We start from the raw sequence: 26,664 nt of genomic DNA on the forward strand, positions 1-26,664 counted from the left end.
AGGGGTGCGCACCCGAGGAGTCCACGTGCTTGATCTCGCCCGGCTGCGCGCCCTGCACGCCGTCTCCGTGCACGGCACCGTGGGCGCCGCCGCCACCGCGCTCGGCTACACCCCGTCCGCGGTCTCCCAGCAGATAGCCAAGCTGGAGCGGGAGACCCGCACCACGCTCCTGGAGCGGCGCGGCCGCGGCGTCGCGCTCACCGAGGAGGCGCTCCATCTCGCCGAGACGGCACGGGAGTTGATGGCGATCGTGGAGCGTGCCGAGACCGAGCTGGAGGAGCGGCGCGGGGTGCCCGCGGGACGGCTGACCGTCGCGGCGTTCGCCTCGGCCGCGCGCGGGCTGCTGCCCCAGGTGCTCGCCGAGCTCGCCCGGGACCACCCGCAGCTCGACGCCCGGATGTCGGAGGTGGACCCGCACCTCTCCATCGACCTGGTCGCCAAGGGCGCCGTCGACCTCGCGGTCGTGCACGACTGGGACATCGCCCCGCTGCCCACCCCGCCCGGCGTGGACCAGGCGGTCATCGGCGACGACCTCTGCGACCTCGTCGTCCCGGCGGGGCACCGGCTCGCGGGGCGCGCCTCGGTGCGCCGCGAGGAGCTGAAGGGCGAGCGCTGGATCACCCAGCCGCCGGGCCTGGTCTGCCACGAGTGGCTGATCAGGACGCTCCGCGAGGCGGGCTGCGAGCCGGACATCGCCCACCAGGCGGAGGAGAACCCGACGCTGGTCGCGCTCGCCGCGGCGGGCCTCGGCATCGCGCTCATCCCGCGCCTCGGCCGCGGGCCGCTGCCGCCGGGCGCGGTGACGGTGCGGCTCGACCCGCTGCCGGTGCGCAGGCTGTACGCGCTGTGGCGCACCGGGGCGGCGCGGCGGCCCGCGATCGCCGAGGCGGTGCGGGTGCTGCGGGCACACTGGCCGGTGCCCGACGCGTGACCGCGCCCCGCGCCCCGCGCCCCGCGCCCCGCATCAAACGTTCCGCTTCCCGCTTCCCGCCCGAGCATCACACCCGGCGCCACTCACCCCGGCCGTACCAACTTCCGGGAATTGCCCGTTCCCCGGGAACCCTGGCGACGGGCCGTCCGTCCAAGCAGCATGCTGCCGGAGAGTCTCCGCGTGGCGGTGTCGGCATCGCTGCTGGCTGCGAACGCTGACCACCCTCTCCGCCGCCTGCGGCCGACAGCACGCCGTCACCGGTGCGCCCCCTCCACACAGTGCCGGTGACGGCCCCTTCCCCTGCCCTTCCCGCACCCTTCCCGCACCCTTCCCGCGCACGCTCGTTCGCCTAAGCTCCGAGACATGTCCGATGCCGAAGCCGCACCTGTATCCGCGTCCGACGACGGCCGTCTGCGCGAGCTCATCGGCCGCATGACCCTGGAGGAGAAGGTCGGCCAGCTCTTCGTCCTCCATGTGTACGGGCACTCCGCCGACGCCCCGGACGAGGCCGACGTCGACGCCAACCTGAAGGAGCTCGGCGTGCGCAACGCCGTCGAGCTCGTCGCCAAGTACCGCCCCGGCGGCATCATCTACTTCGGCTGGGCCCACAACACCCGCACGCCGCACCAGATCGCCGCCCTCTCCAACGGCATCCAGGCGGCGGCCCTCGCCCACGGCCCGCGCATCCCGCTGCTGCTCTCCGTCGACCAGGAGCACGGCGCCGTCGCCCGCATCGGCGCGCCCGCGACGCTGCTGCCCGGCGCGATGGCGCTCGGTGCCTCCGGGTCCCGCTCCGACGCCCGCGAGGCCGCCCGGATCGCGGGCACCGAGCTGCGCGCCCTCGGGGTGCGGCAGAACTACGCGCCGCTCGCCGACGTGAACGTCAACCCGGCCAACCCCGTCATCGGCGTCCGCTCCTTCGGCGCCGCCCCGGACGCGGTCGCCGCCCTCCTCACGGCGCAGGTCAAGGGGTACGAGCGGGACGCCGAGGTGGCCGCCACCGCCAAGCACTTCCCGGGGCACGGCGACACGAGGACCGACAGCCACACCGCCCTGCCGTACATCCACCACACCCGCGAGCAGTGGCAGGAGCTGGACGCGCCGCCGTTCCGCGCGGCCGTCGCCGCCGGGATCGACTCGGTCATGACCGCGCACATCGTGGTGCCCGCTCTCGACCCGGCCGAGGACCCGGCCACCCTCTCGCGCCCCATCGTGACCGGCATCCTGCGCGAGGAGCTCGGCTACGACGGCGTCGTGGTGACCGACTCCCTCGGCATGCAGGGCGTCCGCACCAAGTACGGCGACGACCGGGTGCCCGTGCTCGCCCTGAAGGCGGGCGTCGACCAGCTCCTCAACCCGCCGAAGCCGGAGATCGCCTGGACGGGGGTGCTGCGGGCCGTCCAGGACGGCGAGTTGACACAGGAGCGCCTCGACGCGTCGCTCCTGCGCATCCTGCGCCTGAAGCGGAAGCGGGGCCTCTTCGACGACCCCTACGCCTACGGGCAGCGCCGCGTGGACCGCGTCGTCGGCACCCGCGCCCACCTCGCGGCGGCCGACCGCATCGCGGAGCGCACGACGACGCTGCTGCGCAACGAGGGCCCCCTGCTGCCCCTCTCCCCCACCACCCACGGCGACGTCCTGGTGGTGGGCGCGGACCCCTCCTCCCCGTCCGGGACAACGGGCCCGCCCACGGCGGTACTGGGCGCCGAACTGACCCGGCTGGGCTTCACGGCAACGGTGTTGTCGACCGGAACGGCACCCAAGGAGGCGAAGATCGCCGAGGCGGTGGCGGCGGCGCGGAATGGGGCCTCCCCTGCTCGAACGGAGTTGAGAGCTCGGGGACGGGACGCGGTGCTCGTGGCCACGTACAACCTGGCGGGCGGCGACGCGCAGGGCGCGCTGGTGTCGGCCCTCGTGGCGACCGGCGTCCCCGTGGTCACGCTCGCCGTCCGGAACCCGTACGACGTGGCGTTCCTGCCGGAGGGGGTGGCCGCTTCGCTCGCCTCGTACGGCTGGACGGACGTCGAAGTGCGGGCGGCGGCACGGGTGTTGGCGGGCCGGGCCGACCCCCGGGGGCGGCTGCCGGTGGCGGTGCCGCGCGCGGACGACCCGGAGCGGGTGCTGTATCCGGTGGGGTACGGGCTGTCGTACTGAGGGCCGAGGACCGCCGCCGCGGGCCGAGCGGCCCCTGACGTACGTGACATACGCACCGCGCCCGGCGCACCACCCCCAAAGGGGCCAAAGCACCCCGCGCACCTGGCGTGCGCCCGCCCGCGCGGGCCACGCTGGGTGCGGATATCGGGGGGTTTGCCATGCTTGCCAGGTCCATGGGGACGACGGGAGTGGTGTGCGCCGCTGTGCTGCTCGCGGTCGCCGCGGCGCTCACCGGGTGCCAGCAGAACGGCGGTTCGGGCTCGTCGTCGGACGGGAACCTCGACGGCGGCGGACGAGGCGGCGGACGCCCGACCGCGAACGGGTCGGCGACGGCCGGGGGCGGGGCGGCGTTCCTCGCGGTCGGCGACTGCAGCTCGCGGGGGCAGCAGACCTTCACCGAGGTGCCGTGCGGGAGCGAGCGGGCGGCGGCGCGGGTCGTCGCGCGCCACGACGGCGAGGTCTCGGAGGGGCCGCCGTGTCCGGCGCGGACGGACTTCGTCCTGCACATCAGCGAGAACCGGCCCGCGGTCGACGAGGACGGGGACGGGGAGGTCCCGCAGGGGTACGCGTGCATGCGGAACCTGGAGGCGCCGCATCCCGGGGACCCCGGGGGCGGGGGCGGGCCGCGGACCGTGGTGGGGGACTGCGTGTACGGGGTGGGGCGGGGGGAAGTGCGGGAGACGGCGTGCGAGGGGGCCGGGGACCGTAAGCCGGAGTATCGGGTGCGAGTAGCAGTGACGGACCGGTCCAAGTGCCCGGCGGACACGGCGCTTTACGTTTCGCTGGGGGGTGCGAGGCCGGTGGGTTGCGCGGTCAGAGTTTGAAGCTTCCCCGATCCCGCCCCTTCCCGAATCAGCCGACTCCGTCGGCCCTGGGACGGGCGCCCCAGGGGCGGCGGAGTCGCCGTATCGGGAAGGGGCGGGATCGGGGAAAGGAGAAGCTACGGCCGCAGCGTCAACTCGCCCTGCTTGGCCGGGCGGTCCAGCTTCGCGTCGTACGGGGCCTTGGCCGCGGACTTGGAGAGCCCCGCCCACGCGAGGATCCGCTCCGTCGCCTTCGCCTTGTCCGCCGCGGCGAGGCCCTCCACCTTCGCGCCGTGGTTCGCGTTCGGCGCCGTGAAGACGTACGAGTCGTGCTTCTTGCCCTGCGCGGGGCGGAATGGCTCCGCGCCCCACGGGTCGTCGGCCCCGTACACGTACAGCATCTGGTGCGCGTTCTTGTGGACCCAGCGGTCCACGTCCTTCATCGCGCCCTTCTGGAACTTCATGGGGATGTCACGGGGCACGAAGTTCCGCGGCGGCTGGTAGCCGTAGCGCGAGAGGTCGCCCAGCCAGGGCTGCGTGATGGTGGGCGAGCCCAGCTGCGTGCCCGCCTGGTAGTAGTACGGGGTGTACGGGTCGAGGCCCTGGTCGGTGTAGGAGGACCAGCCGCCGACGTTCTCGACGTAGTCGAAGAGGGCCTGGTCGGTGACCGTCTTCGCGTCCGGCACCTTCGCGCACGCGGTCGCCGCGGGCTGGTACTGCCAGAAGCCCCACACCAGGTCCAGGACGACGGCCTCGAACGCCTTGTCGAGGGTGCCCACCGTCTTGAAGGTGTACTTGTTCTCCTCCGCGTACGCGGCGAGCTTCTTCGACAGCGGTTCGCGGCGCACCAGCGCCTCGCGCTGCACGGCCTCCAGCTTGGTGCGGCACTCCTTGGTGCCGACCGTCTTGAAGAAGTCGTCGTACGCCGAGTCCTCCTTGTTGTTCACGTCGTTGGGCGCGACGTACGCGACGACGCCGTCCATGTCGCGCGGGTAGAACCGCTCGAAGTACGTGGCGGTCATGCCGCCCTTGGAGGCGCCGGTGGTCAGCCACTTCTTGCCGTAGAGGGGCTTGAGGGCCTCGAAGATGCGGTGCTGGTCGCTGGCGGCCTGCCAGATGTCGAGCTTGGACCAGTCGGCCGGTTCGGGCCGGGACGGCTTGAAGAAGCGGTACTCCGTGGAGACTTGGTTGCCGTCGACGATGCGGGTCGGCTCCGCGCGGCTCGGCGTGGTGGAGAGGCCGTAGCCGGAGGTGGAGAAGACCGTCGGCCGGTTGGTGTCCTTGTGTAGCACCGTCAGGCGCTGCTTGAAGGTCCCCTTGGAGGGGTGCCGGTGGTCGATCGGCTGGACGTAGTTGAGGACGAAGTAGCGGTAGCCGTCGTACGGTTTCTCTTCGATCAGGCTCATGCCCGGTATCGCGAGCAGTCTGTCCTTGATGTCCGGCTCCGCGGGCGCGGCTGTGGCCGCACCGGCGGTCGCTCCGGTCAGGCTCACGGTGCCTATGAACACCACGAGCGACAGGAGCCATCTGAGCGCCTTGCGCATGCACCCTCCCTTTGACACAGCGGTGACCGGAACCTAACCGAGCCAACCGGTGTCACACCAGGGGCAATTGGCGCCAGGCCCGCACGCCTTCAGAAGATCGCCGTGCAGATGGCCACGCAGATCGCCGCACTCCTCAGCAGAGGATCCAGCCCTTGCTGATCCCTCTCCCGCCGACCTTCCCTCGCACCCACACGCAGCGGTGTCCCACGTACACCTTCACCGGGCCCGCGTGGTGCGTGTAGCGGCCCTTGTCGCGGGCGGGGCGGCTGCCGCGCACCTGGATGCTGACGGACATGGTCTGGCGCACGCCGGGGCGCTTCGTGTACGTCACGGCGCACACATAGCGGTCGTCCTTGTAGACGACGAGCTTGCCGGTGCTGAACGCGAAGGTGTGCACCTTGCGGCCGGCGCAGTCCGCGGCGACGGCGGCGCCCGCCGTGCCCGCGGCGGGGCCGGTGAGCACGAGGAGCGCGGCGGCGGTCAGGACGGCGAGCGCCCCCGCGAAACGGCACCGTATCCGGCCACGTCGGCCACGGCTGCCAGCACCTCTCACGACTTCCCCTCCCACCACAACGGCATCAGCGTACTGAGGTACCGACGCACGGCCACAGGCGGGCGGTTGCGGAATCTCTCGTACTTTTTGCCGTGTTTGGGGGCAACCTCCCGTGCACACCCGATGTCCAACAGGGCAGAACGTGAAAGGGGTCCCTGATGACTCGTCCGACCCGTACCCCGTGGCGCGGCAAGACCGTTCTGGCCTCCGCCGCGCTGCTCGTCGCCGGAGCGGCGGTCCCGTCCGCCGCGTACACCCACACGTCCACCTCGGCACCCACCGGCCACCCCGCCCGCAGCGGCAGCCCCGGGCCCGCCTACGACCGGGTCGCGCACTTCTACGGCGCCTACATCGACGTGGCCAACGACCGGGGCAGCAACGCCCTGGCCGCGCAGGCGCGGAACTTCTACCTGACCAAGGACCTGCGGGCCCGGCTGCTCACATGGGAGAAGCGGCACGACGCGGACGGCGTGCTGCGGGCGCAGAACGTGCCGAGCGCGTGGAAGGTGACCCCGGGCGACAACGCCATGGGCCACACCTACTCCACGGTCCGGCTCACCTGGGGCACCGGCAAGCACGTCACGTACACGTATCTGAGCGTCCGTTCGGACCTGGAGACGCGGAAGATCTCCGACATCACCGCGAAGTACTGACCCCGGCCGGGGTCCCGGCCTCGTCCGGGGACTCCCCGACGAACGTCCGCCACAGCTCCGCGTACCGGCCCCCGCGCGCCACGAGTTCCTCGTGCGTGCCGTCCTCCGCGACCCGGCCGTGGTCCATCACGACCACGCGGTCCGCGCGGGCGGCCGTGGTCAGGCGGTGGGCGACCACCAGCGTGGTGCGCCGGCCCGCGATGCGGTCGGTGGCCTGGTTGACCTGGGCCTCGGTGGCGAGGTCCAGGGCGGCGGTGGCCTCGTCGAGCAGGAGGATGTCCGGGTCGACGAGCTCCGCGCGGGCCAGGGCGATCAGCTGCCGCTGTCCGGCGGAGAGGTTGCGGCCGCGCTCGGCGACCTCGTGGAGGTAGCCGCCGTCGAGGGTGGCGATCATCTCGTGCGCGCCGACCGCGCGGGCCGCCGCCTCCACCTGGGCGTCGGTGGCGTCGGGGCGGCCGTAGGCGATCGCGTCGCGCACGGTGCCCGCGAAGAGGTACGCCTCCTGCGGCACGACGCCGAGGCGGTGCCGGTACGCGGTCATGTCCAGCTCGCGCAGGTCGGCGCCGTCGACGGTGACGCGGCCGTCCGTCGGGTCGTAGAAGCGGGCGACGAGCTTGACGAGGGTCGACTTGCCCGCGCCCGTCTCGCCGACGAAGGCGACGGTCTGTCCGGCGGGTATCCGCAGCCGGACGTCGCTCAGCGCCTCCTCCGGCGCGCCCTCGCCCGCCGCCGCGTTGTACGCGAAGCCGACGTCCTCGAAGGCGATCTCGCCGCGCAGCGACAGGACGTCGCGCGGGGCGTCGGCGGACTTGGTGGAGGCGGGCTCGCGCAGCAGCTCCTGGATGCGGCCGAGGGAGACCGTGGCCTGCTGGTAGCCGTCGAAGACCTGGGACAGCTGCTGGACGGGGGCGAAGAACAGGTCGATGTAGAGGAGGTAGGCGACCAGGGCGCCGGTCGTCAGGGTGCCCGCCTCCACCCGGTTCGCGCCCACGACGAGAACCGCGACGACGGCGACCGACGACAGGAGCTGCACGAACGGGAAGTACACGGAGATCAGCCACTGGCCGCGGATGCGGGCCTGCCGGTAGCTGTGGCTGTTCGCGGCGAACCGCTCGCCGCCCGCGCGCTCCCGCCCGAACGCCTGCAGGATCCTGAGGCCCGCGACGGACTCCTGGAGGTCGGCGTTGACCACCGACACCCGCTCGCGCGCCAGCTCGTACGCCTTCACGCTGGCCTTGCGGAAGAAGTACGTGCCGATGACGAGCAGCGGCAGCGTCGCGAAGACCACGAGGGCCAGCTGCACGTCGAGCACGAGGAGCGCGCCCATGATGCCGAGGAAGGTGACGACGGAGACGAAGGCGGTGACGAGCCCGGTCTGCAGGAAGGTGGACAGGGCGTCCACGTCGGTCGTCATCCGCGTCATGATGCGCCCGGTCAACTCCCGCTCGTAGTAGTCGAGTCCGAGCCGCTGGAGCTGCGCGAAGATCTTCAGGCGGAGCGAGTAGAGGACCCTCTCGCCGGTACGTCCGGTCATCCGCGTCTCGCCGGTCTGTGCCGCCCACTGCACCACGACGGCGGCGAGCGCGAGCCCGGCGGCGGTCCAGACGGCGCCCATCGCGAGGCGGTTGACGCCGTCGTCGATGCCGTGCCGGATCAGGACCGGGAGCAGCAGGCCCATGCCCGCGTCCACGGCGACGAGGAGCAGCGCGAACAGGAGCGGCCTGCCGAACCCGGCGAGCAGCCTGCGCAGGCCGTACGACTCCTCGGGCGTGACGGCGCGCGCCTCGTCGATGTCGGGGGTGTCGGTGGCCGGGGGCAACGCGTCGACCTGGGCGAGGAGTTCGGGGGTCGACGGCATCCCGGACAGCGCGGTGTCCTTGGGCTCGCGGTCGCCGGTCCACAGGGCGGGCGTGATGCCGCGCTCGGCGTCGAACTCGGCGTCGAGCTCTTCTCGTACGGTCGTGTCCTCGGGCACCTCGACGGGCACGGCCCGCCCCGGCGAGACCCCGCCGAGCTCGTCCGGGTCGGTGAGCAGGCGCCGGTAGAGGGCGGAGCGCTCCTGCAGCTCCTCGTGGGTGCCGAGGTCGGCGAGGCGGCCGTCGTCGAGGACGGCGATGCGGTCGGCGAGGCCGAGGGTGGAGCGGCGGTGCGCGATGAGGAGCGTGGTGCGCCCCGCCATGACGCCCCGGAGCGCCTCGTGGATCTCGTGCTCGACGCGGGCGTCCACGGCGGAGGTGGCGTCGTCCAGGACGAGGAGGCGGGGGTCGGTGAGGATGGCGCGGGCGAGCGCGATGCGCTGGCGCTGGCCGCCGGAGAGGGTGAGGCCCTGCTCGCCGACCTTGGTGTCGTAGCCCTCGGGCAGCTCGGCGATGAAGCGGTCGGCCTGGGCGGCGCGCGCGGCCGTCTCGATCTCCTCCCGGGTGGCCCCGGGACGGCCGTACGCGATGTTGGCGCCGACCGTGTCGGAGAAGAGGAAGGAGTCCTCGGGCACGAGCCCGATGGCGGAGCGCAGCGAGTCGAGGGTCAGCTCGCGCACGTCGTGGCCGCCGATGAGGACGGCGCCGTGCGTCACGTCGTAGAAGCGCGGAAGGAGCAGTGAGACGGTGGACTTGCCGCTGCCGGAGGAGCCGACGACGGCGAGGGTCTCGCCCGGGGATATCTGGAAGGTCAGACCGTCCAGGACCGGCCGCCCCTCCTCGTAGGCGAAGCCCACCTCGTCGAACTCGACGGTGGCGGGGGCGTCGGCGGGCAGCTCCTTCGTCCCGTCCGCCAGGGTCGGCTCGGTGTCGATGAGTTCGAGGACGCGCTCGACGCCGGCGCGGGCCTGCTGGCCGACGGTGAGGACCATGGCGAGCATCCGCACGGGCCCGACGAGCTGCGCGAGGTAGGTGGAGAAGGCGACGAAGGTGCCGAGCGTGATCTCGCCGCGCACCGCGAGCCAGCCGCCGAGCGCCAGCATCGCGACCTGCCCGACCGCGGGGACGGCCTGGAGGGCGGGCGTGTAGCGGGAGTTGAGCCGGATGGTGCGAAGCCGCCCGGCGAAGAGCCGCCGCCCGACCTCGCGCAGCTTCCCGGTCTCCTGCTCCTCCTGCCCGAAGCCCTTCACCACGCGTACGCCGGAGACGGCGCCGTCGACGACGCCCGCGACGGCGGCGGCCTGGGCCTGCGCGTACCAGGTGGCGGGGTGCAGGCGGGAGCGGGAGCGGCGGGCGATGTACCAGAGGGCGGGGGCGACGGCGAGGGCGACGAGGGTGAGCGGCAGGGAGAGCCACGCCATGATCACGAGGGAGATCAGGAAGAGCAGGATGTTGCCGATCGTCATCGGCAGCATGAAGAGCAGGCCCTGGATCAGCTGCAGGTCGCTGGTGGCGCGGCCGACGACCTGCCCGGTGGACAGCTCGTCCTGGCGCCGCCCGTCCAGCTTCGTGATCGTCCCGTACATCTCGGTGCGCAGGTCGTGCTGGACGTCGAGGGCGAGGCGGCCGCCGTAGTAGCGGCGGATGTAGGTGAGGACGTAGACGAGGACGGCGGCGCCGATGAGGGCGCCCGCCCAGGGGGCCATGGAGCGGGTGCGGTCCGTGACCACGTCGTCGATGATCACCTTCGTGATCAGCGGGACGAGGGCCATGACGGCCATGCCGCCGAGGGAGGACCCGAGGGCGAGGACGACGTCCTTGGGGTAGCGCCAGGCGTACCCCGCCAATCGCTTGCCCCAGCCCCGTTGCTCAGCCACCGTGTGTGCCTCTCGTCGACCTGACCTGCCGAGAGCCCCAACACAAGGGTGACCGGATTTCATCCCTCCGCAACAAAACGGGGACCAGCGGCCGAGGCCACCGGTCCCCGGGACGTACGCCTGCGGAGACTGCGGAGACGTACGCCCTACGCCTGCGGAACCGCCACGAACGCCTCCTGGGGCGCGGTGGTGGGCGCGTACCGGCGCTGTGTGCGCGGCGCGAGGTCCTTGTGGACGGCCTTGGCCACGCCCTGGATGGTGGTGACGCCGTAGTTCATGGAGCTGTTGCCGTGCGTGAGCACGGAGATCGTGTAGTCGTGGCCGCCGCCCTTGAAGGCGCCGATGCTGTGCACCCGCCAGCCGTGCGTGGACCGCTGCAGCCAGCCGTTCTTGACGTGGATCGCGGTGCCGGACGGCGCTCCCGCCGGGGTGCCCCAGCGCTGGGACGGGACGACCTTGCCCATCAGCTTCAGGATGTAGGCGCGGGCGTTGTCGCTGAGGACCGTGTTCTTGGCGGTGATGAGCGCGAGGAGCTTCTGCTCGTCGGTCGCGTTGATCCGGGTCAGGCCCCAGTAGCCGCCGGAGCCGGGCACGGTCTTGGTCATCTTGGCGGCCTTGAGGAAGCCCTTGACCTTGGTGGTGCCGAGCTGGCGCCAGAGCTTGCTGGTGGCCGCGTTGTCGGACTTGGTGATCATGGCGTACGCGAGGTCCGACTCCCGCGTCGTCAGCCGCCGCTCGGTCTTCTTGGCGTCCCACAGCAGCGTCGCGAGGACGGTCACCTTGACGACGCTCGCCGAGTCGAAGGAGGTGCCGGCGCGCAGGGTGCAGCTGGTCTTGGTGGTGCGGTCGTAGAGGCCGACGGCGACCGTGCCCTTGCGGTTCTTCAGGGCCGCGGTGATGTCCTTCTTCAGCTTCGCGGCGAGGCCCGCCTGCTGCGAGGAGCAGCTGACCTGGGGCGTTGCCGCCGCGGCGGCGGGCGTGGCGGTCGCCGCGGTCAGGCCGAGCGGTGCGAGCACGCCGATGGCGAGGCCCGCCGAGAGCGTGCGGGCGCGCCGGGACGCCCCGGATATCCGGTGAGTCATGGAGGTTCCCCCCTGGGTCTTTACGAGCGCGCCCCCCGGCGCACTCGCCCCACATGACTCACCGGTACCGGTGAACGGTTGTACGGAAGGTCAGAGATGTGTCGGAGCGAACATCTTCAGGACCGCCGGAAGCACCACGACCGAAGGCCCCGGCTCGGCCAGCGCCTTCGCGAGATCGTCGCGGAGCGCGTCCGGGGTCGTGCGCACGCCCGGCACCCCGAAGGACTCCGCGAGGGCGACGAAGTCGGGGCGGGCCAGCTCCGTGCCCGTCGCCTCCCCGAAGGCGTCCGTCATGTACTCGCGCAGGATGCCGTAGCCGCCGTCGTCGACGATCAGCCACGTCACCGGCAGGTCGTACTGCAGGGCCGTGGCCAGCTCGGCGATCGAGTACATCGCGCCGCCGTCGCCGGAGACCGCGAGGACCGGCTGCGAGGGGTCCGCGACGGCCGCGCCCAGGGCGGCGGGGAAGGCGTAGCCGAGGCCGCCCGCGCCCTGCGCCGAGTGCATCGTGTTGGGGCGGCGGGCGTCGAAGGCGGACCAGGCCCAGTACGCCAGGATCGTCATGTCCCAGAAGGACGGGGCCGCGGACGGGAGCGCCGCGCGGACCGAGGCGAGGAGGCGCTGCTCCAGGCCGAGCTCCTGGCCGTCGATGCGCTCGCGCACCCGGTCGAGGACGGCCCGCACCCGCTCGGGCGCCGACGGGTCCTCGCGGGGTGCCTCGATGGTCTCCAGGAGGGCGGAGAGGGCGAGGCGGGCGTCCGCGTGGATGCCGAGCGCCGAGTGGTTGGACTCCAGCTTCCCGGCGTCCGCCTCGATCTGGACGACCCGGCCGCGCGGGGTGAACGTGTGGTAGTTCGAGGACAGTTCACCGAGTCCCGAGCCGACCACGAGCAGGACGTCCGCGTCCTCCAGGAAGTCCGTGGTGTGCCGGTCCTCCAGCCAGGACTGGAGCGAGAGCGGGTGCTCCCAGGGGAACGCGCCCTTGCCGCCGAAGGTGGTGACGACCGGGGCGTTCACCAGCTCGGCGAGGGCCCGGAGCTTGCCGCTCGCGTCGGAGCGCACGACACCGCCGCCCGCGATGATCGCCGGGCGCTCGGCGCGGGACAGCAAGTCGGCGGCGACGGCGGTCAGTTCGGGACGCGGGACGACCTCCTCGGGCGTCGCGTCCACCGCCGTGACGACGGGCAGCTCCGCCTCGGCGAGCAGCACGTCCTGCGGGATCTCCACCCAGACAGGGCCGTGCGGGGCGGTCAGCGCCGACTCCCAGGCCGCGGCGATCGCGGAGGGGATCTGCGACTGCGTGCGCGCCGTGTGCACCGACTTGACCACGTCCCTGAACGAGGCGGCCTGGTCGCGGAGTTCGTGCAGATAGCCGCGGCGGCCGCCGCCGAGCCCGGCCGCCGGCACCTGGCTGCCGATCGCGAGGACCGGCGCGGACGCGGCCGCCGCCTCCTGGAGCGCGGCGAGCGCCATCAGCGCGCCGGGCCCGGTGGACAGCAGCAGCGGGGCGGCCTCGCCGGTGATCCGCCCGTAGGCGTCCGCCGCGAACCCGGCGTTGTTCTCGACGCGCAGCCCGACGTACGTCAGCGAGGAGCGGCGCAGCGCGTCGAACATGCCGAGCGCGTGCTGGCCGGGCAGTCCGAAGACGGTGGTCGCGCCGAGCCCGGCGAGCGTCTCCACGACCAGGTCTCCGCCCCGGCGGCCCGGTGGAGGGTTCAGCGCGGCCTCCGTCTGGGCCGGGGTCGGACGGAGCACCAGGTCGTGGTCGTGAGTCACTTCGCGCGGGCCTCGGCAATCTGGCGGGACATGATCGTCGTCAGTTCGTACGCGGTGTGGGAGGCGGCCACGGCCGTGATCTCGGCGTGGTCGTAGGCGGGCGCGACCTCGACGACGTCGGCGGAGACCAGGTTGCAGGAGGCGAGCCCGCGCAGGATCTCCAGGAGCTCGCGCGAGGTCATGCCGCCGGCCTCCGGCGTGCCCGTGCCGGGCGCGTGGGCCGGGTCGAGGCAGTCGATGTCGATGGAGATGTACAGCGGCCGGTCGCCGATGCGCTGGCGCAGCTGGTCGGCGACCTCGTCGGCGCCGCGGCGGTAGATGTCCGCCGAGGTGACGATGCCGAAGCCCATCTTCTCGTCGTCGGTGAGGTCCTGCTTGCCGTAGAGCGGCCCGCGCGTGCCCACGTGCGACAGGGCGGAGGTATCAAGAATCCCCTCCTCCACCGCCCGCCGGAAGGGGGTCCCGTGCGTGTACTCGGCGCCGAAGTACGTGTCCCAGGTGTCCAGGTGGGCGTCGAAGTGGAGCAGCGCGACGGGCCCGTGCTTCTTGGCGACGCTCCGCAGCAGCGGCAGGGCGATGGTGTGGTCGCCGCCGAGGGTCATCATGCGGGCGCCGGAGCCGAGCAGGTCGTCGGCGGCCGCCTCGATGGTCTCGACGGCCTCGTTGATGTTGAACGGGTTGGCCGCGATGTCCCCGGCGTCCGCGACCTGCGCGAGCGCGAAGGGCGAGGCGTCCTGCGCCGGGTTGTAGGGCCGAAGCAGCCGGCTCGCCTCCCGGATCGCGTTGCCCCCGAAGCGGGCGCCGGGCCGGTAGGACACCCCGGTGTCGAAGGGCACCCCGACGACGGCGACGTCCGCCTTCCCGCCCACCTCGTCGAGCCGGGGCAGCCGGGCGTACGTGGCGGGGCCGGCGTAGCGGGGGATGCGGGAGGAGTCGACGGGTCCGCGGGGCGCTTCGTTGCCGTTCATCTAGATGTGCCTTCTTTCCTGCGTAAAACTGCTGATTCTGACTTTACTGAGGTACGGGAGCGGCCTGAGCCACGGGTTCCTCGCCCCGCCCCGCGAGCCGCTCACGCCAAGCGGCGAGCACCGCCGCGTCCGTCGGCTTCGTGGCCAGGGACACGACCACGTACACCACGAGCGAGGCCAACAACCCGTAATACACCGGCTCGTTGGCGAGGATCCCGTACCCCCACATGAGCCCGACGACGGAGAGCCCGCCCGCGCCGACGGCCGCGAGCGCCCCCGCCCCCGTCCCCCGCCGCCACAGCAGCCCGCCGAGGATCGGCACGAGCAACCCGCCGACGAGCAGGTTGTAGGCGACGGTCAGGGCCTCGACGACGTCGTTGAGGGCGATGGCGATGAGGATCACGGCGACGCCCATGACGAGGATGAAGGCACGGTTTCCCTTGACCTCGTCGTGGTCGGCGCCCTTCACGGAGGCAGTCCCCCGCACCCGCGCCCAGATGTCGTTGTTGGCGACGGTCGCACACGCGATGAGCGCTCCGGAGGACGTCGACATCACGGCGGCCAGCGCGGCGGCCAGCACCAACCCCCGTACGCCCACCGGCAGTTCGTCCTTCACGATCGTCGCGAACGCGGAGTCCGCACTCGGCAGCTTCGGGTACATGACCTTCGCCGCCGTACCGATGACGGCGCCCGCGAGCGCGTAGACCAGGCAGTACGTGCCCGCGACGGTGCCTCCGTAGCGGGCGACCCTGTCGCTGCGCGCCGTGAAGACGCGCTGCCAGATGTCCTGCCCGATGAGCATGCCGAACGTGTAGATCAGCACGTACGTGAAGATCGTCTGGCCGCCGATGCCCAGCGGCTCGAAGTACGCACCGGGCAGCTCGGCCTTCATCTCGCCGAAGCCACCGGCCTTGACGACGGCGATGGGCAGCAGCAGGAGCAGCACGCCGACGGTCTTCACCACGAACTGCACCATGTCGGTGAGCGTGATCGACCACATCCCGCCGAGCGCCGAGTACGCGACGACGATGGAGCCGCCGAGGACGATCGCCACGGTCCGGTTCAGGTCGAAGAGCACGTCGAAGATCGTGGCGTAGGCGATGGTCGAGGTGACGGCGAGCATCAGCGTGTACGCCCACATGACCACTCCGGAGAGGACGCCCGCGCGGCCTCCGTAGCGCAGGTCGAGCATCTCGGAGACGGTGTAGACCTTCAGACGCGCGATGCGGGCGGAGAAGAAGACGCTCAGGGCCAACAGCCCCAGACCGATCGTGAAGACCATCCAGGCGCCGGAGAGCCCGTACTGGTAGCCGAGCCCGACGCCGCCGATCGTGGAGGCGCCGCCGAGGACGATCGCGGCCATGGTGCCGGAGTACATCCAGGGGCCGAGGCGGCGGCCCGCGACGAGGAACTCGGCCTTGGACTTCGCGCGGCGCATGCCCCACCAGCCCATGGCCAGCATCCCCGCCAGATAGACGACGATCACGGTGTAGTCGACGGCCATGGGAGCTCGCTCTCTCGCGGATACCTCGTTCATCGGGGGGTGGCTCGGCCCCTGACCTTAGGTGGCCGGAAAGAGGCGGAGAAGTGTACGTTTCCTCCATCTCCCACGCTTGAGATGGATGGATCGTCCACCATGTCCGACCGCGCCGCGCCGTCCCTCGCCGCTCCCCCCACCCCGCCCGTCCCGCTCACCGCCCTCCTCGCCCGCGAGGACCTGGGCCTGCGGCAGATCGCGGGCCCGGACGCCGCCGGGACGGCCGTCCACTGGGTGCACACCTCGGAGATGGCGGACCCGTACCCGTACCTCCTCGGCGGCGAACTGCTGCTCACGGCGGGCGTGCACCTCGCGGACCCGACCGGTGCGGACGGCCATCTCGACGCCTATGTGGAGCGGATCGTCGCGGCGGGCGGCGCGGCCCTCGGCTTCGGGGTCGCGCCCGTGCACGACACGGTTCCGGTCGCCCTCGTGGCGGCCTGCGAGCGCGTCGGCCTGCCGCTCCTGGAGGTGCCGGAGCGCACGACGTTCAGCGGGGTCGCCCGCGCCGTGTGGCAGCTGATGGCACAGGCCCGGCACGCGGAGCTGCGCCGGGTCACGGAGGCGCAGCAGGGCCTCGCCTCTGCGGCGGCCCGGCCGCACCCGGTCGCCGCGGTGCTGCGCCAACTGGCGTCGCGGATCGGCGGATCGGCGGTCCTGTACGGGCCCGACGGGGCGGAGCTCCAGGCCGCGGGGCGCGCGCCGAGCGGTGCGCGGGCGGCGCTGGGAGAGCTGGCCGCGGTGGTACGGGGGCCGGGGCGCCCCGCCTCCGCGTCGGACGCCGTGGCGGGCGCCCACCTCACGGCGTACGCGCTCGGCGGCCGCCGCGGCTTCGCCCTGGCGCTCGCCACGGAGGGCCGCGCGCCGGGCGACCACACCATCGCGGGCGCCGCCGTCGTGCTCCTGTCGCTGCTCACCGGGGAACACCAGGGCGCGCCCGAAGCGGCCCGCTCGGCCGCCCTCGTACGGCTGCTGCTCGGCACCGCCCCCGAGGACGTCGGGCCTCTTCTCGGCGGCGACCGCTGGAGCGTGGTGCACGCGCGCGGGGAGCGCGGTCCGCTGGCCGCGGCCGCGCTCGCGGCGGCGCTCGGCACCGCGCTGGTGGATGCCCCCGTAGATGCCGCTGCGGCTGCTCCTGTGGCTGCCTCTGCGGCAGCTCTTGAGTCCGCCCCTGTAGCGGCGCGGGACGATGTCGTACGTCTCCTTGTCGCCGCCGACAAGGAGGTGGCTCCCCTGGACGGCTGGACCCTGGGCCTCTCCGCCCCCGCGGCCCCCGGCGACCTGGCCGCCGCCGACGCCCAGGCGGCCCGTGCACTGCGCCGCGCCGAGGCCACCCGCGCTCCCCTGGTGCGCCACCGGGAGGGCGGGCTCGCCTCCTTGGTCGCGCCCGCCGAGGCCGACGCCCACGCGCGCGTACTGCTCGCCCCGCTCGGCGACAGCGCGCCGCTGGCCGAGACCCTGCGCACCTGGCTTTCCCTGCACGGCAGTTGGGACCGCACGGCGGTCGCGCTCGCCGTGCACCGCAACACGGTGCGCCAGCGGATCGGCCGCTGCGCGAAGCTGCTCGGCGCTGACCTGGACGACCCGGACGTCCGCATGGAGCTGTGGTTCGCGCTCGGGCGCCTCCGTGACGGGGTGTGAGCCGCGTCCACCGTTCGAAACTGCTGTGCCCACCGCCCGCATCCGGCGGCAGAATAGATCCATGCCGATACCCAGCCGTGCCGCGCTCGTCGAACACCTCGTCCGCTCCCGCATCGCGGGCGACGTCGCCACGCCCCGCGAGAACAACCTCTCCCACTACCGGAAGCTCGCGAACGGCGACCGCCACTACTGGCTCGGCCTGGAGCTCGGCGACCGCTGGACCGACGAGCAGGACGTCCTCGCGGTGATGGCGGAGCGCTGCGGCGTGAACGACGACGCGGAGCACCGCCACGGCCAGGACACCATCGACCCGGAGCTCACCGTCGACGCCCTGGAGCGGATGGCGGCCCGGCTGCGCAAGGCCGCCGCGGGCAGACAGAGCGTCCTGTTCGCGACCGGCCATCCGGGCGGCCTGCTCGACGTGCACCGGGCGACGGCGGCGGCCCTGCGCGCGGCAGGCTGCGAGATCGTCGTGATCCCCGAGGGCCTGACGGCCGACGAGGGCATGGTCTTCCAGTTCGCCGACGTCGCGGTCCTGGAGCGCGGCGCGACGCTGTGGCACACCCACTCCCCCGAGCCGATGAACGCGATCCTGGACGGCCTGGAGCGCGCGGGCCGCCCCCAGCCCGACCTCGTCGTCGCCGACCACGGCTGGGCGGGCCGCGCCGGCCAGCGCGGCCTGGACTCCATGGGCTACGCGGACTGCAACGACCCGGCGCTGTTCATCGGCGAGGCCGAGGGCACGCTGCAGGTGACGGTCCCCCTCGACGACCACGTCACGAGCCCGCGCTTCTACGACCCGATGACCGCCTACCTGCTGGACGCGGCGGGGCTCTCCCCCGAGTCCTGAGCCGTCCCCGGCGTCGGGTCCAGATAGACGCGCCTGATCGCCGGGAACCGCTCCTGCAGCCGCTGCGCCATCGTGTCGCAGGCCCGCTCGATGTCCCCGGCCGTGGCCATGTCCCGGAAGTCCACCTTGGCCGCGACGAGGACCTCGCCCGGCCCCTGGAGCAGCGTGGTCAGCTCCAGGACGTCCACCACGTGCGGGTCGGCGAGCAGCTCTTCGCGGACGGCGTCGCGCATCTCCTTGGGCAGCGGACGCCCGATCAGGAGCTCGGAGTTGGCGTGCCCGAGCACCCAGGCCACGTACACGAGCAGCACGCCGATGCACAGCGAGGCGACGCCGTCCCACACCCCCGAGCCGGTGAGCTGCCCGCCGAGCAGTCCGCCCGCCGCGAGCACGAGGCCGACGAGGGCGGCGGAGTCCTCCATCACGACGGCCTTCACCGCGGTGTCGGGGGTGTGCCGCAGATAGTGCTTCACGTGCACCCCGAAGCGGTCGGCCTCGCCGCGCGCCTGCTTGAGGCCGGTGCGCAGCGAGTAGCCCTCCAGGAGGAAGGCGACGCCCAGGACGACGTACGAGACGAGCGGGTTGCCCGGTTCCTCGCCGTGCGTGAGGGTGTGGATGCCGTCGTACACGGCGAAGACGCCGCCGCCGACGAAGGTGGCGACGGACGCGAGCAGCGCCCACACGTAGCGGGCGCCGCCGTAGCCGAGCGGGTGGTCCTCGTCGGCGGGGCGCTCGCTGCTCTTGAGCGAGACGAGGAGCATCAGCTCGGTGACCGTGTCGGCCACCGAGTGCGCCGCTTCGGAGAGCATCGCGCTGGAGCCGCTGATGACGCCCGCGACGGCCTTGGCGGCCGCGATCCCGAGGTTGGCCGCGGCCGCGACGATGACGGTGAAGGCGCTCTCTCCGCCGCCCGCTGACGATTGCTCACTCATGTACGGGACGTTATGTCCGTTCCCCGCGGAGCGCGACGTCGGTGGCGCGCGACGTCAGCGGGGCCCGACGCCGGCGGGGGCCTGACGTCAGCGGGGGACCCGCACCACGCCCTCCTGAATGACCGTCACCGCGAGCCGCCCGTCCTGCGTCCAGATCCGCGCCTGCCCGAGGCCGCGCCCGCCGGAGGCCGAGGGCGACTCCTGGTCGTAGAGCAGCCACTCGTCCGCGCGGAAGGGCCGGTGGAACCACATCGCGTGGTCGAGCGAGGCCCCGACCACGTCGCCGACCGCCCAGCCGCCCCGGCCGTGCGCGAGCAGCACCGAGTCGAGCAGCGTCATGTCGGACACGTAGGTGGCGAGGCAGACGTGCAGCAGGTGTTCGTCGATGGCGCCGTCGAGCTTGCCGTTGGTGCGGAACCACACCTGGGAGCGGGGCTCCCGGGGCTGTCCGACGGTGCCCCAGGGCGGCACGTCGGCGTAGCGCAGGTCGACGGCCCCGCGTGCCTTGACGAGGCGGTCGGCGACGTCCGCCGGGAGGTGCCGGGGCAGCATCTCGGCGGCGGTGGGCAGCGACTCGGGGTCGGGTGCGGCAGGCATCCGCTCCTGGTGGTCCAGGCCCTCCTCGTACGCCTGGAAGGAGGCCGAGAGGTGGAAGATCGGCTGCCCGTGCTGGACCGCCACGACGCGGCGCGTGGTGAAGGAGCGCCCGTCGCGGATCCGGTCGACGGTGTAGACGATGGGCGCGCCGGGGTCGCCGGTGCGCAGGAAGTACGCGTGCAGGGAGTGCGCGTACCTGTCGTCGGGGACGGTGCGTCCGGCCGCGACGAGGGCCTGCGCGGCGACCTGGCCGCCGAAGACCCGGGGCACGATGGCCGACCGGCTCACGCCCCGGAAGATGTCCTCCTCGATCCGCTCCAGGTCGAGCAGACCGAGGAGGGACTCCAGTGCCTCGCTCAACTACAGACCCATGTCCTTCGCGATGATCATCTTCATGACCTCGTTGGTGCCGCCGTAGATCCGGTTGACGCGGTTGTCCGCGTACAGCCGGGCGATCGGGTACTCGTTCATGAAGCCGTAGCCGCCGTGCAGCTGGAGGCAGCGGTCGATGACGCGGTGGGCGACCTCGGTGCAGAACAGCTTGGCGGAGGCGGCCTCGGCGGGGGTCAGCTCGTGGGCGTCGAGGGCCTCCAGGGCGCGGTCGGCGACGGCCTCGGCGGCGTCCACCTCGGCCTGGCAGGCGGCCAGTTCGAACTTCGTGTTCTGGAAGGACGCGACCGTCTTGCCGAAGACCGTGCGGTCCTGGACGTACTCCTTGGCGAACCGGACGGCGGCCTTGGCCTGCGCATAGGCGCCGAAGGCGATGCCCCAGCGCTCGGAGGGCAGGTTCTGGCCGAGGTAGTAGAAGCCCTTGTTCTCCTCGCCGAGCAGGTCCTCGACGGGCACCTTCACGTCGACGAACGCCAGCTCGGCGGTGTCGGAGGTCCGCAGGCCGAGCTTGTCGAGCTTGCGGCCGACCGAGTAGCCCTCGGACTTGGTGTCGACGGTGAACAGGGAGATGCCGAAGCGGCGGTCCTGCTCGGTCGGGGCGGCGGTGCGGGCGCAGACGATGACGCGGTCGGCGTGCACACCGCCGGTGATGAAGGTCTTGGCGCCGTTGAGGACGTAGTGCGTGCCGTCCTCGGAGAGCTTGGCGGTGGTCTTCATGCCCGCGAGGTCGGAGCCGGTGCCCGGCTCGGTCATCGCGAGGGCCCACATCTCCTCGCCGGAGCAGAACTTGGGCAGGTAGCGCTTCTTCTGCTCGTCGCTGGCGAGCATCTGGATGTACGGCAGGCCGAGCAGCACGTGCACGCCGGAGCCGCCGAAGGAGACGCCCGCGCGCGCGGTCTCCTCGTACATCACGGCCTCGAACTTGTGCGAGTCGATGCCCGCGCCGCCGAACTCCTCGGGGACGCGGATGCCGAAGATGCCGAGCTCGGCGAGCTTGTAGTAGAAGTCGCGGGGGGCCTGACCGGCGGCGAACCACTCGTCGTAGACGGGGACGACCTCGGCCTCGATGAAGGCCCGGAGAGTCTCCCGGAACGCCTCGTGGTCCTCGTTGAATACGGTACGGCGCACGGAAAGACTCCCTCTACCTACGGTGCCCACGGCAACTAAGCGCTTGCTCAGAGGCACGTTACCCGGGAGTCACCAGAGCGTCCAGAGATGTGAGTCACCCGGCGGCAGACGGAAGGCGCACCCCTCGGCGACCGGAAGGCTCACCCGGCGGCGGCCGCGAACGCCCCGCGCGCGAGGCGGTGCAGCAGCTCCGCCATGCCGGTGCGGCTCGGCACCGCGTCCCGGCGGCTGAGGTGCGGAGTGGAGTTGAGCAGGCCGAAGACCGCGTGCACCGACACCCGCGCCGCGTTCTCCGCGAGGTCCGGGTAGACCCGGCGGACCACGTCGACCCAGAGCTCCACGTACTGCCGCTGGAGCTGGCGGACCAGCTTGCGGTCGCTGTCCCGGAGGCGGTCGAGCTCGCGGTCGTGCAGGGTGATGAGCGGGCGGTCGTCGAGCGCGAAGTCGATGTGGCCGTCGATGAGCGAGTCGAGCAGCGCGTCCGGCGACCCGTCGGACTCCGCGACCCGGCGCTTGCCGCCCGTCAGGAGCTGTCCGCTGATCCCGACGAGCAGCTCGGCGAGCATCGCGTCCTTGCCCGCGAAGTGCCGGTAGAGGCCGGGGCCGCTGATGCCGACGGCGGCACCTATCTCGTCCACGCCCACGCCGTGGAAGCCGCGCTCGGCGAAGAGCCGGGCGGCCTCCCGGAGGATCTGCTCACGGCGGGTGGGGGCGTCGGTTCTGGTGGCCATGAAATCGATTCTAGACAGGTCGGTTAGCGGTCGTTAACCTTAAGGAAACGCGTTAACGCTCATTAACCGAGCAAGGGGGCTCGACGGATGCAGCAGGCACCGGTGCTTCACAGCGCGGCTGATCCCGCGTCCGACACCTGGCGGGCGAACGAGGCGGGACACCGTGCCCTGGTCGACGAGTTGCGGGCCAAGCTCGCCGCGGCGGCTCTCGGCGGCGGCGAGCGCTCCAGGGCCCGCCACGTGGCGCGCGGCAAGCTGCTGCCCCGCGACCGCGTGGACACCCTCCTCGACCCCGGCTCCCCGTTCCTGGAACTGGCCCCTCTGGCGGCCGACGGGCTGTACGGGGGCGATGCCCCGGCGGCGGGCGTCATCGCGGGCATCGGCCGGGTCAGCGGCCGCGAGTGCGTGATCGTCGCCAATGACGCCACGGTCAAGGGCGGCACGTACTACCCGATGACGGTGAAGAAGCACCTCCGCGCCCAGGAGGTGGCGCTGGAGAACCGCCTCCCCTGTGTCTACCTGGTGGACTCGGGCGGCGCCTTCCTGCCCATGCAGGACGACGTCTTCCCCGACCGGGAGCACTTCGGGCGGATCTTCTACAACCAGGCGCGGATGTCGGGCGCGGGCATCCCCCAGATCGCCGCCGTCCTCGGCTCCTGCACGGCGGGCGGGGCCTACGTCCCGGCGATGAGCGACGAAGCGGTGATCGTCCGCAACCAGGGCACGATCTTCCTGGGCGGCCCCCCGCTGGTGAAGGCCGCGACCGGCGAGGTCGTGACGGCCGAGGAGCTCGGCGGCGGCGAGGTGCACTCCCGCGTCTCCGGCGTCACCGACCACCTCGCGGAGGACGACGCGCACGCGCTGCGGATCGTCCGCACCATCGCCTCGACCCTCCCCGCGCGCGGGGAGCTGCCCTGGGCGGTGCGGACCCCGCAGGAGCCCAAGGTCGACCCGGCGGGCCTTTATGGGGCGGTGCCCACGGACTCGCGCACTCCCTATGACGTACGGGAAGTCATCGCGCGCGTGGTGGACGGCTCCCAATTCGCCGAGTTCAAGGCCGAGTTCGGGCAGACCCTGGTGACGGGCTTCGCGCACATCCACGGCCACCCGGTCGGCATCGTCGCGAACAACGGCATCCTGTTCGCCGAATCCGCCCAGAAGGGCGCCCACTTCATCGAGCTGTGCGACCAGCGCGGCATCCCGCTGGTCTTCCTGCAGAACATCTCGGGCTTCATGGTCGGCCGGGACTACGAGGCGGGCGGCATCGCCAAGCACGGCGCCAAGATGGTCACGGCGGTGGCCTGCACCCGGGTGCCCAAGCTGACGGTCGTCATCGGCGGCTCGTACGGAGCGGGCAACTACTCGATGTGCGGCCGCGCCTACAGCCCCCGCTTCCTGTGGATGTGGCCCAACGCCAAGATCTCCGTCATGGGCGGCGAGCAGGCCGCTTCGGTCCTCGCGACCGTCAAGCGCGACCAGCTGGAGGCGCGCGGCGAGCAGTGGCCCGCCGAGGACGAGGAGGCGTTCAAGGCCCCCATCCGCGAGCAGTACGAGACCCAGGGCAACGCCTACTACGCGACGGCCCGCCTCTGGGACGACGGCGTGATCGACCCGATGGAGACCCGACAGGTCCTGGGTCTGGCCCTGACCGCCTGCGCCAACGCGCCACTGGGCGACCCCCAGTTCGGCATCTTCCGGATGTAAGGGGAGCGACAGTGACTTCGAAAACTCCGAGGACTCCGAAGGGCCCGACGATGTTCGACACGGTCCTCGTCGCCAACCGTGGCGAGATCGCGGTCCGCGTCATCCGCACGCTGCGCGCCCTCGGCGTCCGCTCGGTCGCCGTGTACAGCGACGCGGACGCGCAGGCCCGGCACGTCCGGGAGGCCGACACCGCCGTACGGATCGGCCCGGCCCCCGCCACCGAGAGCTACCTCTCCATCGAGCGCATCCTTCAGGCCGCCGCCCGCACCGGCGCCCAGGCCGTCCACCCGGGCTACGGCTTCCTCGCGGAGAACGCGGAGTTCGCGCGCGCCTGCGCCGGGGCGGGCCTCGTCTTCATCGGCCCGCCCGCCGACGCGATCTCCCTCATGGGCGACAAGATCCGCGCCAAGGAGACGGTCGCGAAGGCCGGCGTCCCGGTGGTCCCCGGCTCCTCCGGCAGCGGCCTGACCGACGACCAACTGGCGGCCGCAGCACGGGAGATCGGCACGCCGGTCCTCCTCAAGCCCAGCGCGGGCGGCGGCGGCAAGGGCATGCGCCTGGTGCGCGACGAGGCGCTGCTCGGCGAGGAGATCGCCGCCGCCCGGCGCGAGGCCCGCGCCTCCTTCGGCGACGACACCCTGCTCGTGGAGCGCTGGATCGACCGCCCCCGGCACATCGAGATCCAGGTCCTCGCGGACGGCCACGGGAACGTCGTCCACCTCGGCGAGCGCGAGTGCTCCCTGCAGCGCCGCCACCAGAAGATCATCGAGGAGGCGCCCTCGGTCCTGCTCGACGAGAAGACGCGGGCCGCGATGGGTGAGGCCGCGGCCCAGGCGGCGCGCTCCTGCGGGTACGCGGGCGCGGGCACGGTGGAGTTCATCGTCCCCGGCGGCGACCCCTCCTCGTACTACTTCATGGAGATGAACACCCGCCTCCAGGTGGAGCACCCCGTCACGGAGCTGATCACCGGCCTGGACCTGGTGGAGTGGCAGCTGCGGGTGGCGGCGGGCGAGCGACTCCCCTTCGCCCAGGACGACATCACCCTCACCGGCCACGCGGTGGAGGCCCGCATCTGCGCGGAGACCGTATCCATGAAAGAGGGGTCCAGAGGCTTCCTCCCCTCGGGCGGCACGGTCCTCGCCCTGCACGAGCCGTCCGGCGACGGCGTGCGCACGGACTCGGGGCTCAGCGAGGGCACGGAGGTCGGCAGCCTCTACGACCCGATGCTGTCCAAGGTCATCGCGTACGGCCCCGACCGCGCGACGGCCCTGCGCAAGCTGCGCGCGGCCCTGGCGGAGACGGTCACGCTGGGGGTGCCCACCAACGCGGGGTTCCTGCGCCGACTCCTTGCCCACCCGGCCGTGGTGGCGGGTGAGTTGGACACGGGCCTGGTGGAGCGGGAGGCGGAGGGGCTCGTTCCGGGCGAGGTCCCGGACGAGGTGTACGCGGCCGCGGCGGCGGTGCGCACCGAGCGGCTCGCCCCGAAGGGCGACGGCTGGCGGGACCCGTTCTCCGAGCCCAGCGGCTGGCGGCTCGGCGGCACCCCGGCACCGCTCACCCACTGGCTGCGCGTACCGGGCCAGGAACCCGTCGCGTACGCCGCCCCCGAGGGGGCCACCGTCACGCCCGGCCGGGTCTCGGTCGCCCACGAAGGGGCGCTGCACACGTTCACGTACACCGACGACTGGCTGGGCCGCGACGGCGACTCCTGGCACGTCCAGGACCACGACCCCGTCGCCGCGAACCTCACCGGTTCCGCACACGCCGGCGCCGACTCGCTCACCGCCCCCATGCCCGGCACCGTCACCGTCGTGAAGGTGGCCGTGGGGGACGAAGTCGCCGCGGGGCAGGGCCTGTTGGTGGTGGAGGCGATGAAGATGGAGCACCTCATCTCCGCGCCCCACGCGGGCACCGTCACCGAGCTGGACGTCACCCCGGGCACCACCGTCGCCATGGACCAGGTGCTCGCCGTGGTCGCCCCCGCAGCGGAGGAGGACGCCAAGTGACCGCCGCCGGACTGCCCATGACCGTCCCCGCACCCGACCTGCCCGCGCGGGTCCGCATCCACGAGGTGGGCGCCCGGGACGGCCTGCAGAACGAGAAGACGGCCGTGCCGACCGAGGTGAAGGCCGAGTTCATCCACCGCCTCGCCGAGGCGGGGCTGACCACCATCGAGGCGACCAGCTTCGTGCGCCCCGAGTGGGTGCCCCAACTGGCCGACGCCGAGCAGCTGTTCCCGCTTCTCGGCGACCTGAAGGGCGTCCACCTCCCGGTCCTGGTGCCGAACGCGCGCGGCCTGGACCGCGCCCTGGCCCTCGGCGCCCACCGCGTCGCCGTCTTCGCCAGCGCCACCGAGTCCTTCGCCAAGGCCAACCTCAACCGCTCGCTGGACGAGGCCCTCGCCATGTTCGAGCCGGTGGTGGCCCGCGCCAAGGCGGACCGGGCCGCGAAGGTGCATGTGCGCGGCTATCTCTCCATGTGCTTCGGCGACCCCTGGGAGGGCGCGGTCCCCGTCCATCAGGTCGTCCGCGTCGCCAAGTCCCTGATGGACATGGGCTGTGACGAGCTGAGCCTCGGCGACACCATCGGCGTGGCCACCCCCGGCCACGTCCAGGACCTCCTCTCTGAGCTCAACGAGGAGGGCGTGCCGACCGACCGCATCGGCGTGCACTTCCACGACACGTACGGGCAGGCGCTCGCCAACACCCTGGCGGCCCTGCAGCACGGCGTGACGACGGTGGACGCGTCGGCGGGCGGCCTCGGCGGCTGCCCGTACGCGAAGAGCGCCACCGGCAACCTCGCCACCGAAGACCTCGTGTGGATGCTGCGGGGACTCGGCATCGACACCGGGGTCGACCTGGGCCGTCTCACCGCCACCAGCGTGTGGATGGCCGAGCAGTTGGGCCGACCGAGCCCGTCCCGCACCGTCCGCGCCCTGAACCACCAGGAGCAGTGAG

Annotated in this window: 20 protein-coding genes; 9 read left to right on the forward strand and 11 right to left on the reverse strand. The window is 72.5% G+C overall.

Annotated elements, in window-relative coordinates:
• Positions 1-25 precede the first annotated feature (25 nt).
• The 3 genes from ACQB60_RS05640 (at position 26) to ACQB60_RS05650 (ending at position 3,909) form a co-directional block, all read left to right on the forward strand.
• Positions 26-931 (forward strand): LysR family transcriptional regulator, encoded by a 906-nt coding sequence (locus ACQB60_RS05640; RefSeq protein ID WP_496924658.1) that lies wholly within the window; start codon positions 26-28, stop codon positions 929-931.
• Positions 932-1,294: 363 nt separating this feature from the next.
• Positions 1,295-3,085 carry a glycoside hydrolase family 3 protein gene (locus ACQB60_RS05645; protein WP_496924659.1) on the forward strand — a complete coding sequence of 597 codons (1,791 nt, stop codon included), beginning with the start codon at positions 1,295-1,297 and terminating at the stop codon, positions 3,083-3,085.
• Positions 3,086-3,243: 158 nt separating this feature from the next.
• The gene (locus ACQB60_RS05650; protein ID WP_496924660.1) at positions 3,244-3,909 is read left to right on the forward strand and encodes a hypothetical protein; all 666 of its coding nucleotides are present in this window, start codon (positions 3,244-3,246) and stop codon (positions 3,907-3,909) included.
• A 116-nt stretch (positions 3,910-4,025) separates the two neighbouring features.
• On the opposite strand, the gene ACQB60_RS05655 is transcribed toward ACQB60_RS05650, so the two are convergent.
• Positions 4,026-5,432 carry a S28 family serine protease gene (locus ACQB60_RS05655; protein WP_496924661.1) on the reverse strand — a complete coding sequence of 469 codons (1,407 nt, stop codon included), beginning with the start codon at positions 5,430-5,432 and terminating at the stop codon, positions 4,026-4,028.
• Between the two features lie 133 nt (positions 5,433-5,565).
• Positions 5,566-5,985: a hypothetical protein gene (locus ACQB60_RS05660; RefSeq protein WP_496924662.1), complete on the reverse strand. Its 420-nt coding sequence runs from the start codon at positions 5,983-5,985 to the stop codon at positions 5,566-5,568.
• A gap of 158 nt (positions 5,986-6,143) precedes the next feature.
• Here ACQB60_RS05660 and ACQB60_RS05665 point away from each other — a divergent pair, with 158 nt between their 5' ends.
• A complete protein-coding gene (locus ACQB60_RS05665) occupies positions 6,144-6,638 on the forward strand; it encodes a hypothetical protein (RefSeq protein ID WP_496924663.1) in 495 nt (164 codons plus the stop codon).
• Here the strand turns inward: ACQB60_RS05665 and ACQB60_RS05670 are convergent.
• The 5 genes from ACQB60_RS05670 to ACQB60_RS05690 form a co-directional block, all read right to left on the reverse strand.
• A complete protein-coding gene (locus ACQB60_RS05670; protein WP_496924664.1) occupies positions 6,622-10,371 on the reverse strand; it encodes an ABC transporter ATP-binding protein in 3,750 nt (1,249 codons plus the stop codon). The genes ACQB60_RS05665 and ACQB60_RS05670 overlap by 17 nt on opposite strands.
• Positions 10,372-10,517: 146 nt before the next feature.
• Positions 10,518-11,453: a serine hydrolase gene (locus ACQB60_RS05675; protein ID WP_496924665.1), complete on the reverse strand. Its 936-nt coding sequence runs from the start codon at positions 11,451-11,453 to the stop codon at positions 10,518-10,520.
• 90 nt (positions 11,454-11,543) lie between these two features.
• The gene (locus ACQB60_RS05680) at positions 11,544-13,229 is read right to left on the reverse strand and encodes a thiamine pyrophosphate-binding protein (protein WP_496924666.1); all 1,686 of its coding nucleotides are present in this window, start codon (positions 13,227-13,229) and stop codon (positions 11,544-11,546) included.
• Positions 13,226-14,197: an agmatinase gene (gene speB / locus ACQB60_RS05685; RefSeq protein WP_384831728.1), complete on the reverse strand. Its 972-nt coding sequence runs from the start codon at positions 14,195-14,197 to the stop codon at positions 13,226-13,228. Before speB ends, ACQB60_RS05680 begins: the two co-directional genes overlap by 4 nt.
• A gap of 43 nt (positions 14,198-14,240) precedes the next feature.
• Positions 14,241-15,701, reverse strand: a complete 1,461-nt coding sequence (locus ACQB60_RS05690; RefSeq protein WP_496924667.1) for a sodium:solute symporter family protein — start codon at positions 15,699-15,701, stop codon at positions 14,241-14,243.
• A gap of 114 nt (positions 15,702-15,815) precedes the next feature.
• Here ACQB60_RS05690 and ACQB60_RS05695 point away from each other — a divergent pair, with 114 nt between their 5' ends.
• Together ACQB60_RS05695 and ACQB60_RS05700 are read left to right on the forward strand one after the other, a co-directional pair.
• Complete coding sequence (locus ACQB60_RS05695; RefSeq protein WP_496924668.1) at positions 15,816-17,375, forward strand: PucR family transcriptional regulator ligand-binding domain-containing protein; 1,560 nt, start codon at positions 15,816-15,818, stop codon at positions 17,373-17,375.
• A 61-nt stretch (positions 17,376-17,436) separates the two neighbouring features.
• Positions 17,437-18,225: a phosphatase gene (locus ACQB60_RS05700; protein ID WP_496924669.1), complete on the forward strand. Its 789-nt coding sequence runs from the start codon at positions 17,437-17,439 to the stop codon at positions 18,223-18,225.
• Here ACQB60_RS05700 and ACQB60_RS05705 read toward each other — a convergent pair.
• From ACQB60_RS05705 to ACQB60_RS05720, 4 genes are all read right to left on the reverse strand, one after another.
• The gene (locus ACQB60_RS05705; protein WP_496924670.1) at positions 18,186-19,157 is read right to left on the reverse strand and encodes a cation diffusion facilitator family transporter; all 972 of its coding nucleotides are present in this window, start codon (positions 19,155-19,157) and stop codon (positions 18,186-18,188) included. The genes ACQB60_RS05700 and ACQB60_RS05705 overlap by 40 nt on opposite strands.
• An 87-nt stretch (positions 19,158-19,244) precedes the next feature.
• Entirely contained in the window at positions 19,245-20,114 is an 870-nt protein-coding gene (locus tag ACQB60_RS05710) for an acyl-CoA thioesterase (RefSeq protein ID WP_496924671.1), read from the reverse strand.
• The gene (locus ACQB60_RS05715; RefSeq protein WP_496924672.1) at positions 20,115-21,272 is read right to left on the reverse strand and encodes an acyl-CoA dehydrogenase family protein; all 1,158 of its coding nucleotides are present in this window, start codon (positions 21,270-21,272) and stop codon (positions 20,115-20,117) included. It abuts the gene before it with no gap.
• Positions 21,273-21,412: 140 nt separating this feature from the next.
• Positions 21,413-22,003 carry an SACE_7040 family transcriptional regulator gene (locus ACQB60_RS05720; RefSeq protein WP_496924673.1) on the reverse strand — a complete coding sequence of 197 codons (591 nt, stop codon included), beginning with the start codon at positions 22,001-22,003 and terminating at the stop codon, positions 21,413-21,415.
• An 87-nt stretch (positions 22,004-22,090) separates the two neighbouring features.
• On the opposite strand from ACQB60_RS05720, the gene ACQB60_RS05725 reads away from it, so the two are divergent.
• The 3 genes from ACQB60_RS05725 to ACQB60_RS05735 are packed head-to-tail and all read left to right on the forward strand — an operon-like array spanning position 22,091 to position 26,663.
• The gene (locus ACQB60_RS05725; protein WP_496924674.1) at positions 22,091-23,707 is read left to right on the forward strand and encodes a carboxyl transferase domain-containing protein; all 1,617 of its coding nucleotides are present in this window, start codon (positions 22,091-22,093) and stop codon (positions 23,705-23,707) included.
• A 50-nt stretch (positions 23,708-23,757) separates the two neighbouring features.
• On the forward strand, positions 23,758-25,713 hold the full coding sequence (locus ACQB60_RS05730; RefSeq protein ID WP_496924675.1) for an acetyl/propionyl/methylcrotonyl-CoA carboxylase subunit alpha: 1,956 nt from the start codon (positions 23,758-23,760) through the stop codon (positions 25,711-25,713).
• Positions 25,714-25,730: 17 nt separating this feature from the next.
• The gene (locus ACQB60_RS05735; RefSeq protein WP_496924790.1) at positions 25,731-26,663 is read left to right on the forward strand and encodes a hydroxymethylglutaryl-CoA lyase; all 933 of its coding nucleotides are present in this window, start codon (positions 25,731-25,733) and stop codon (positions 26,661-26,663) included.
• The last annotated feature ends 1 nt before the right edge of the window (position 26,664 follow it).

Origin of the sequence: Streptomyces odontotermitis (assembly GCF_050510915.1) — a bacterium.
Lineage (GTDB): Bacteria > Actinomycetota > Actinomycetes > Streptomycetales > Streptomycetaceae > Streptomyces.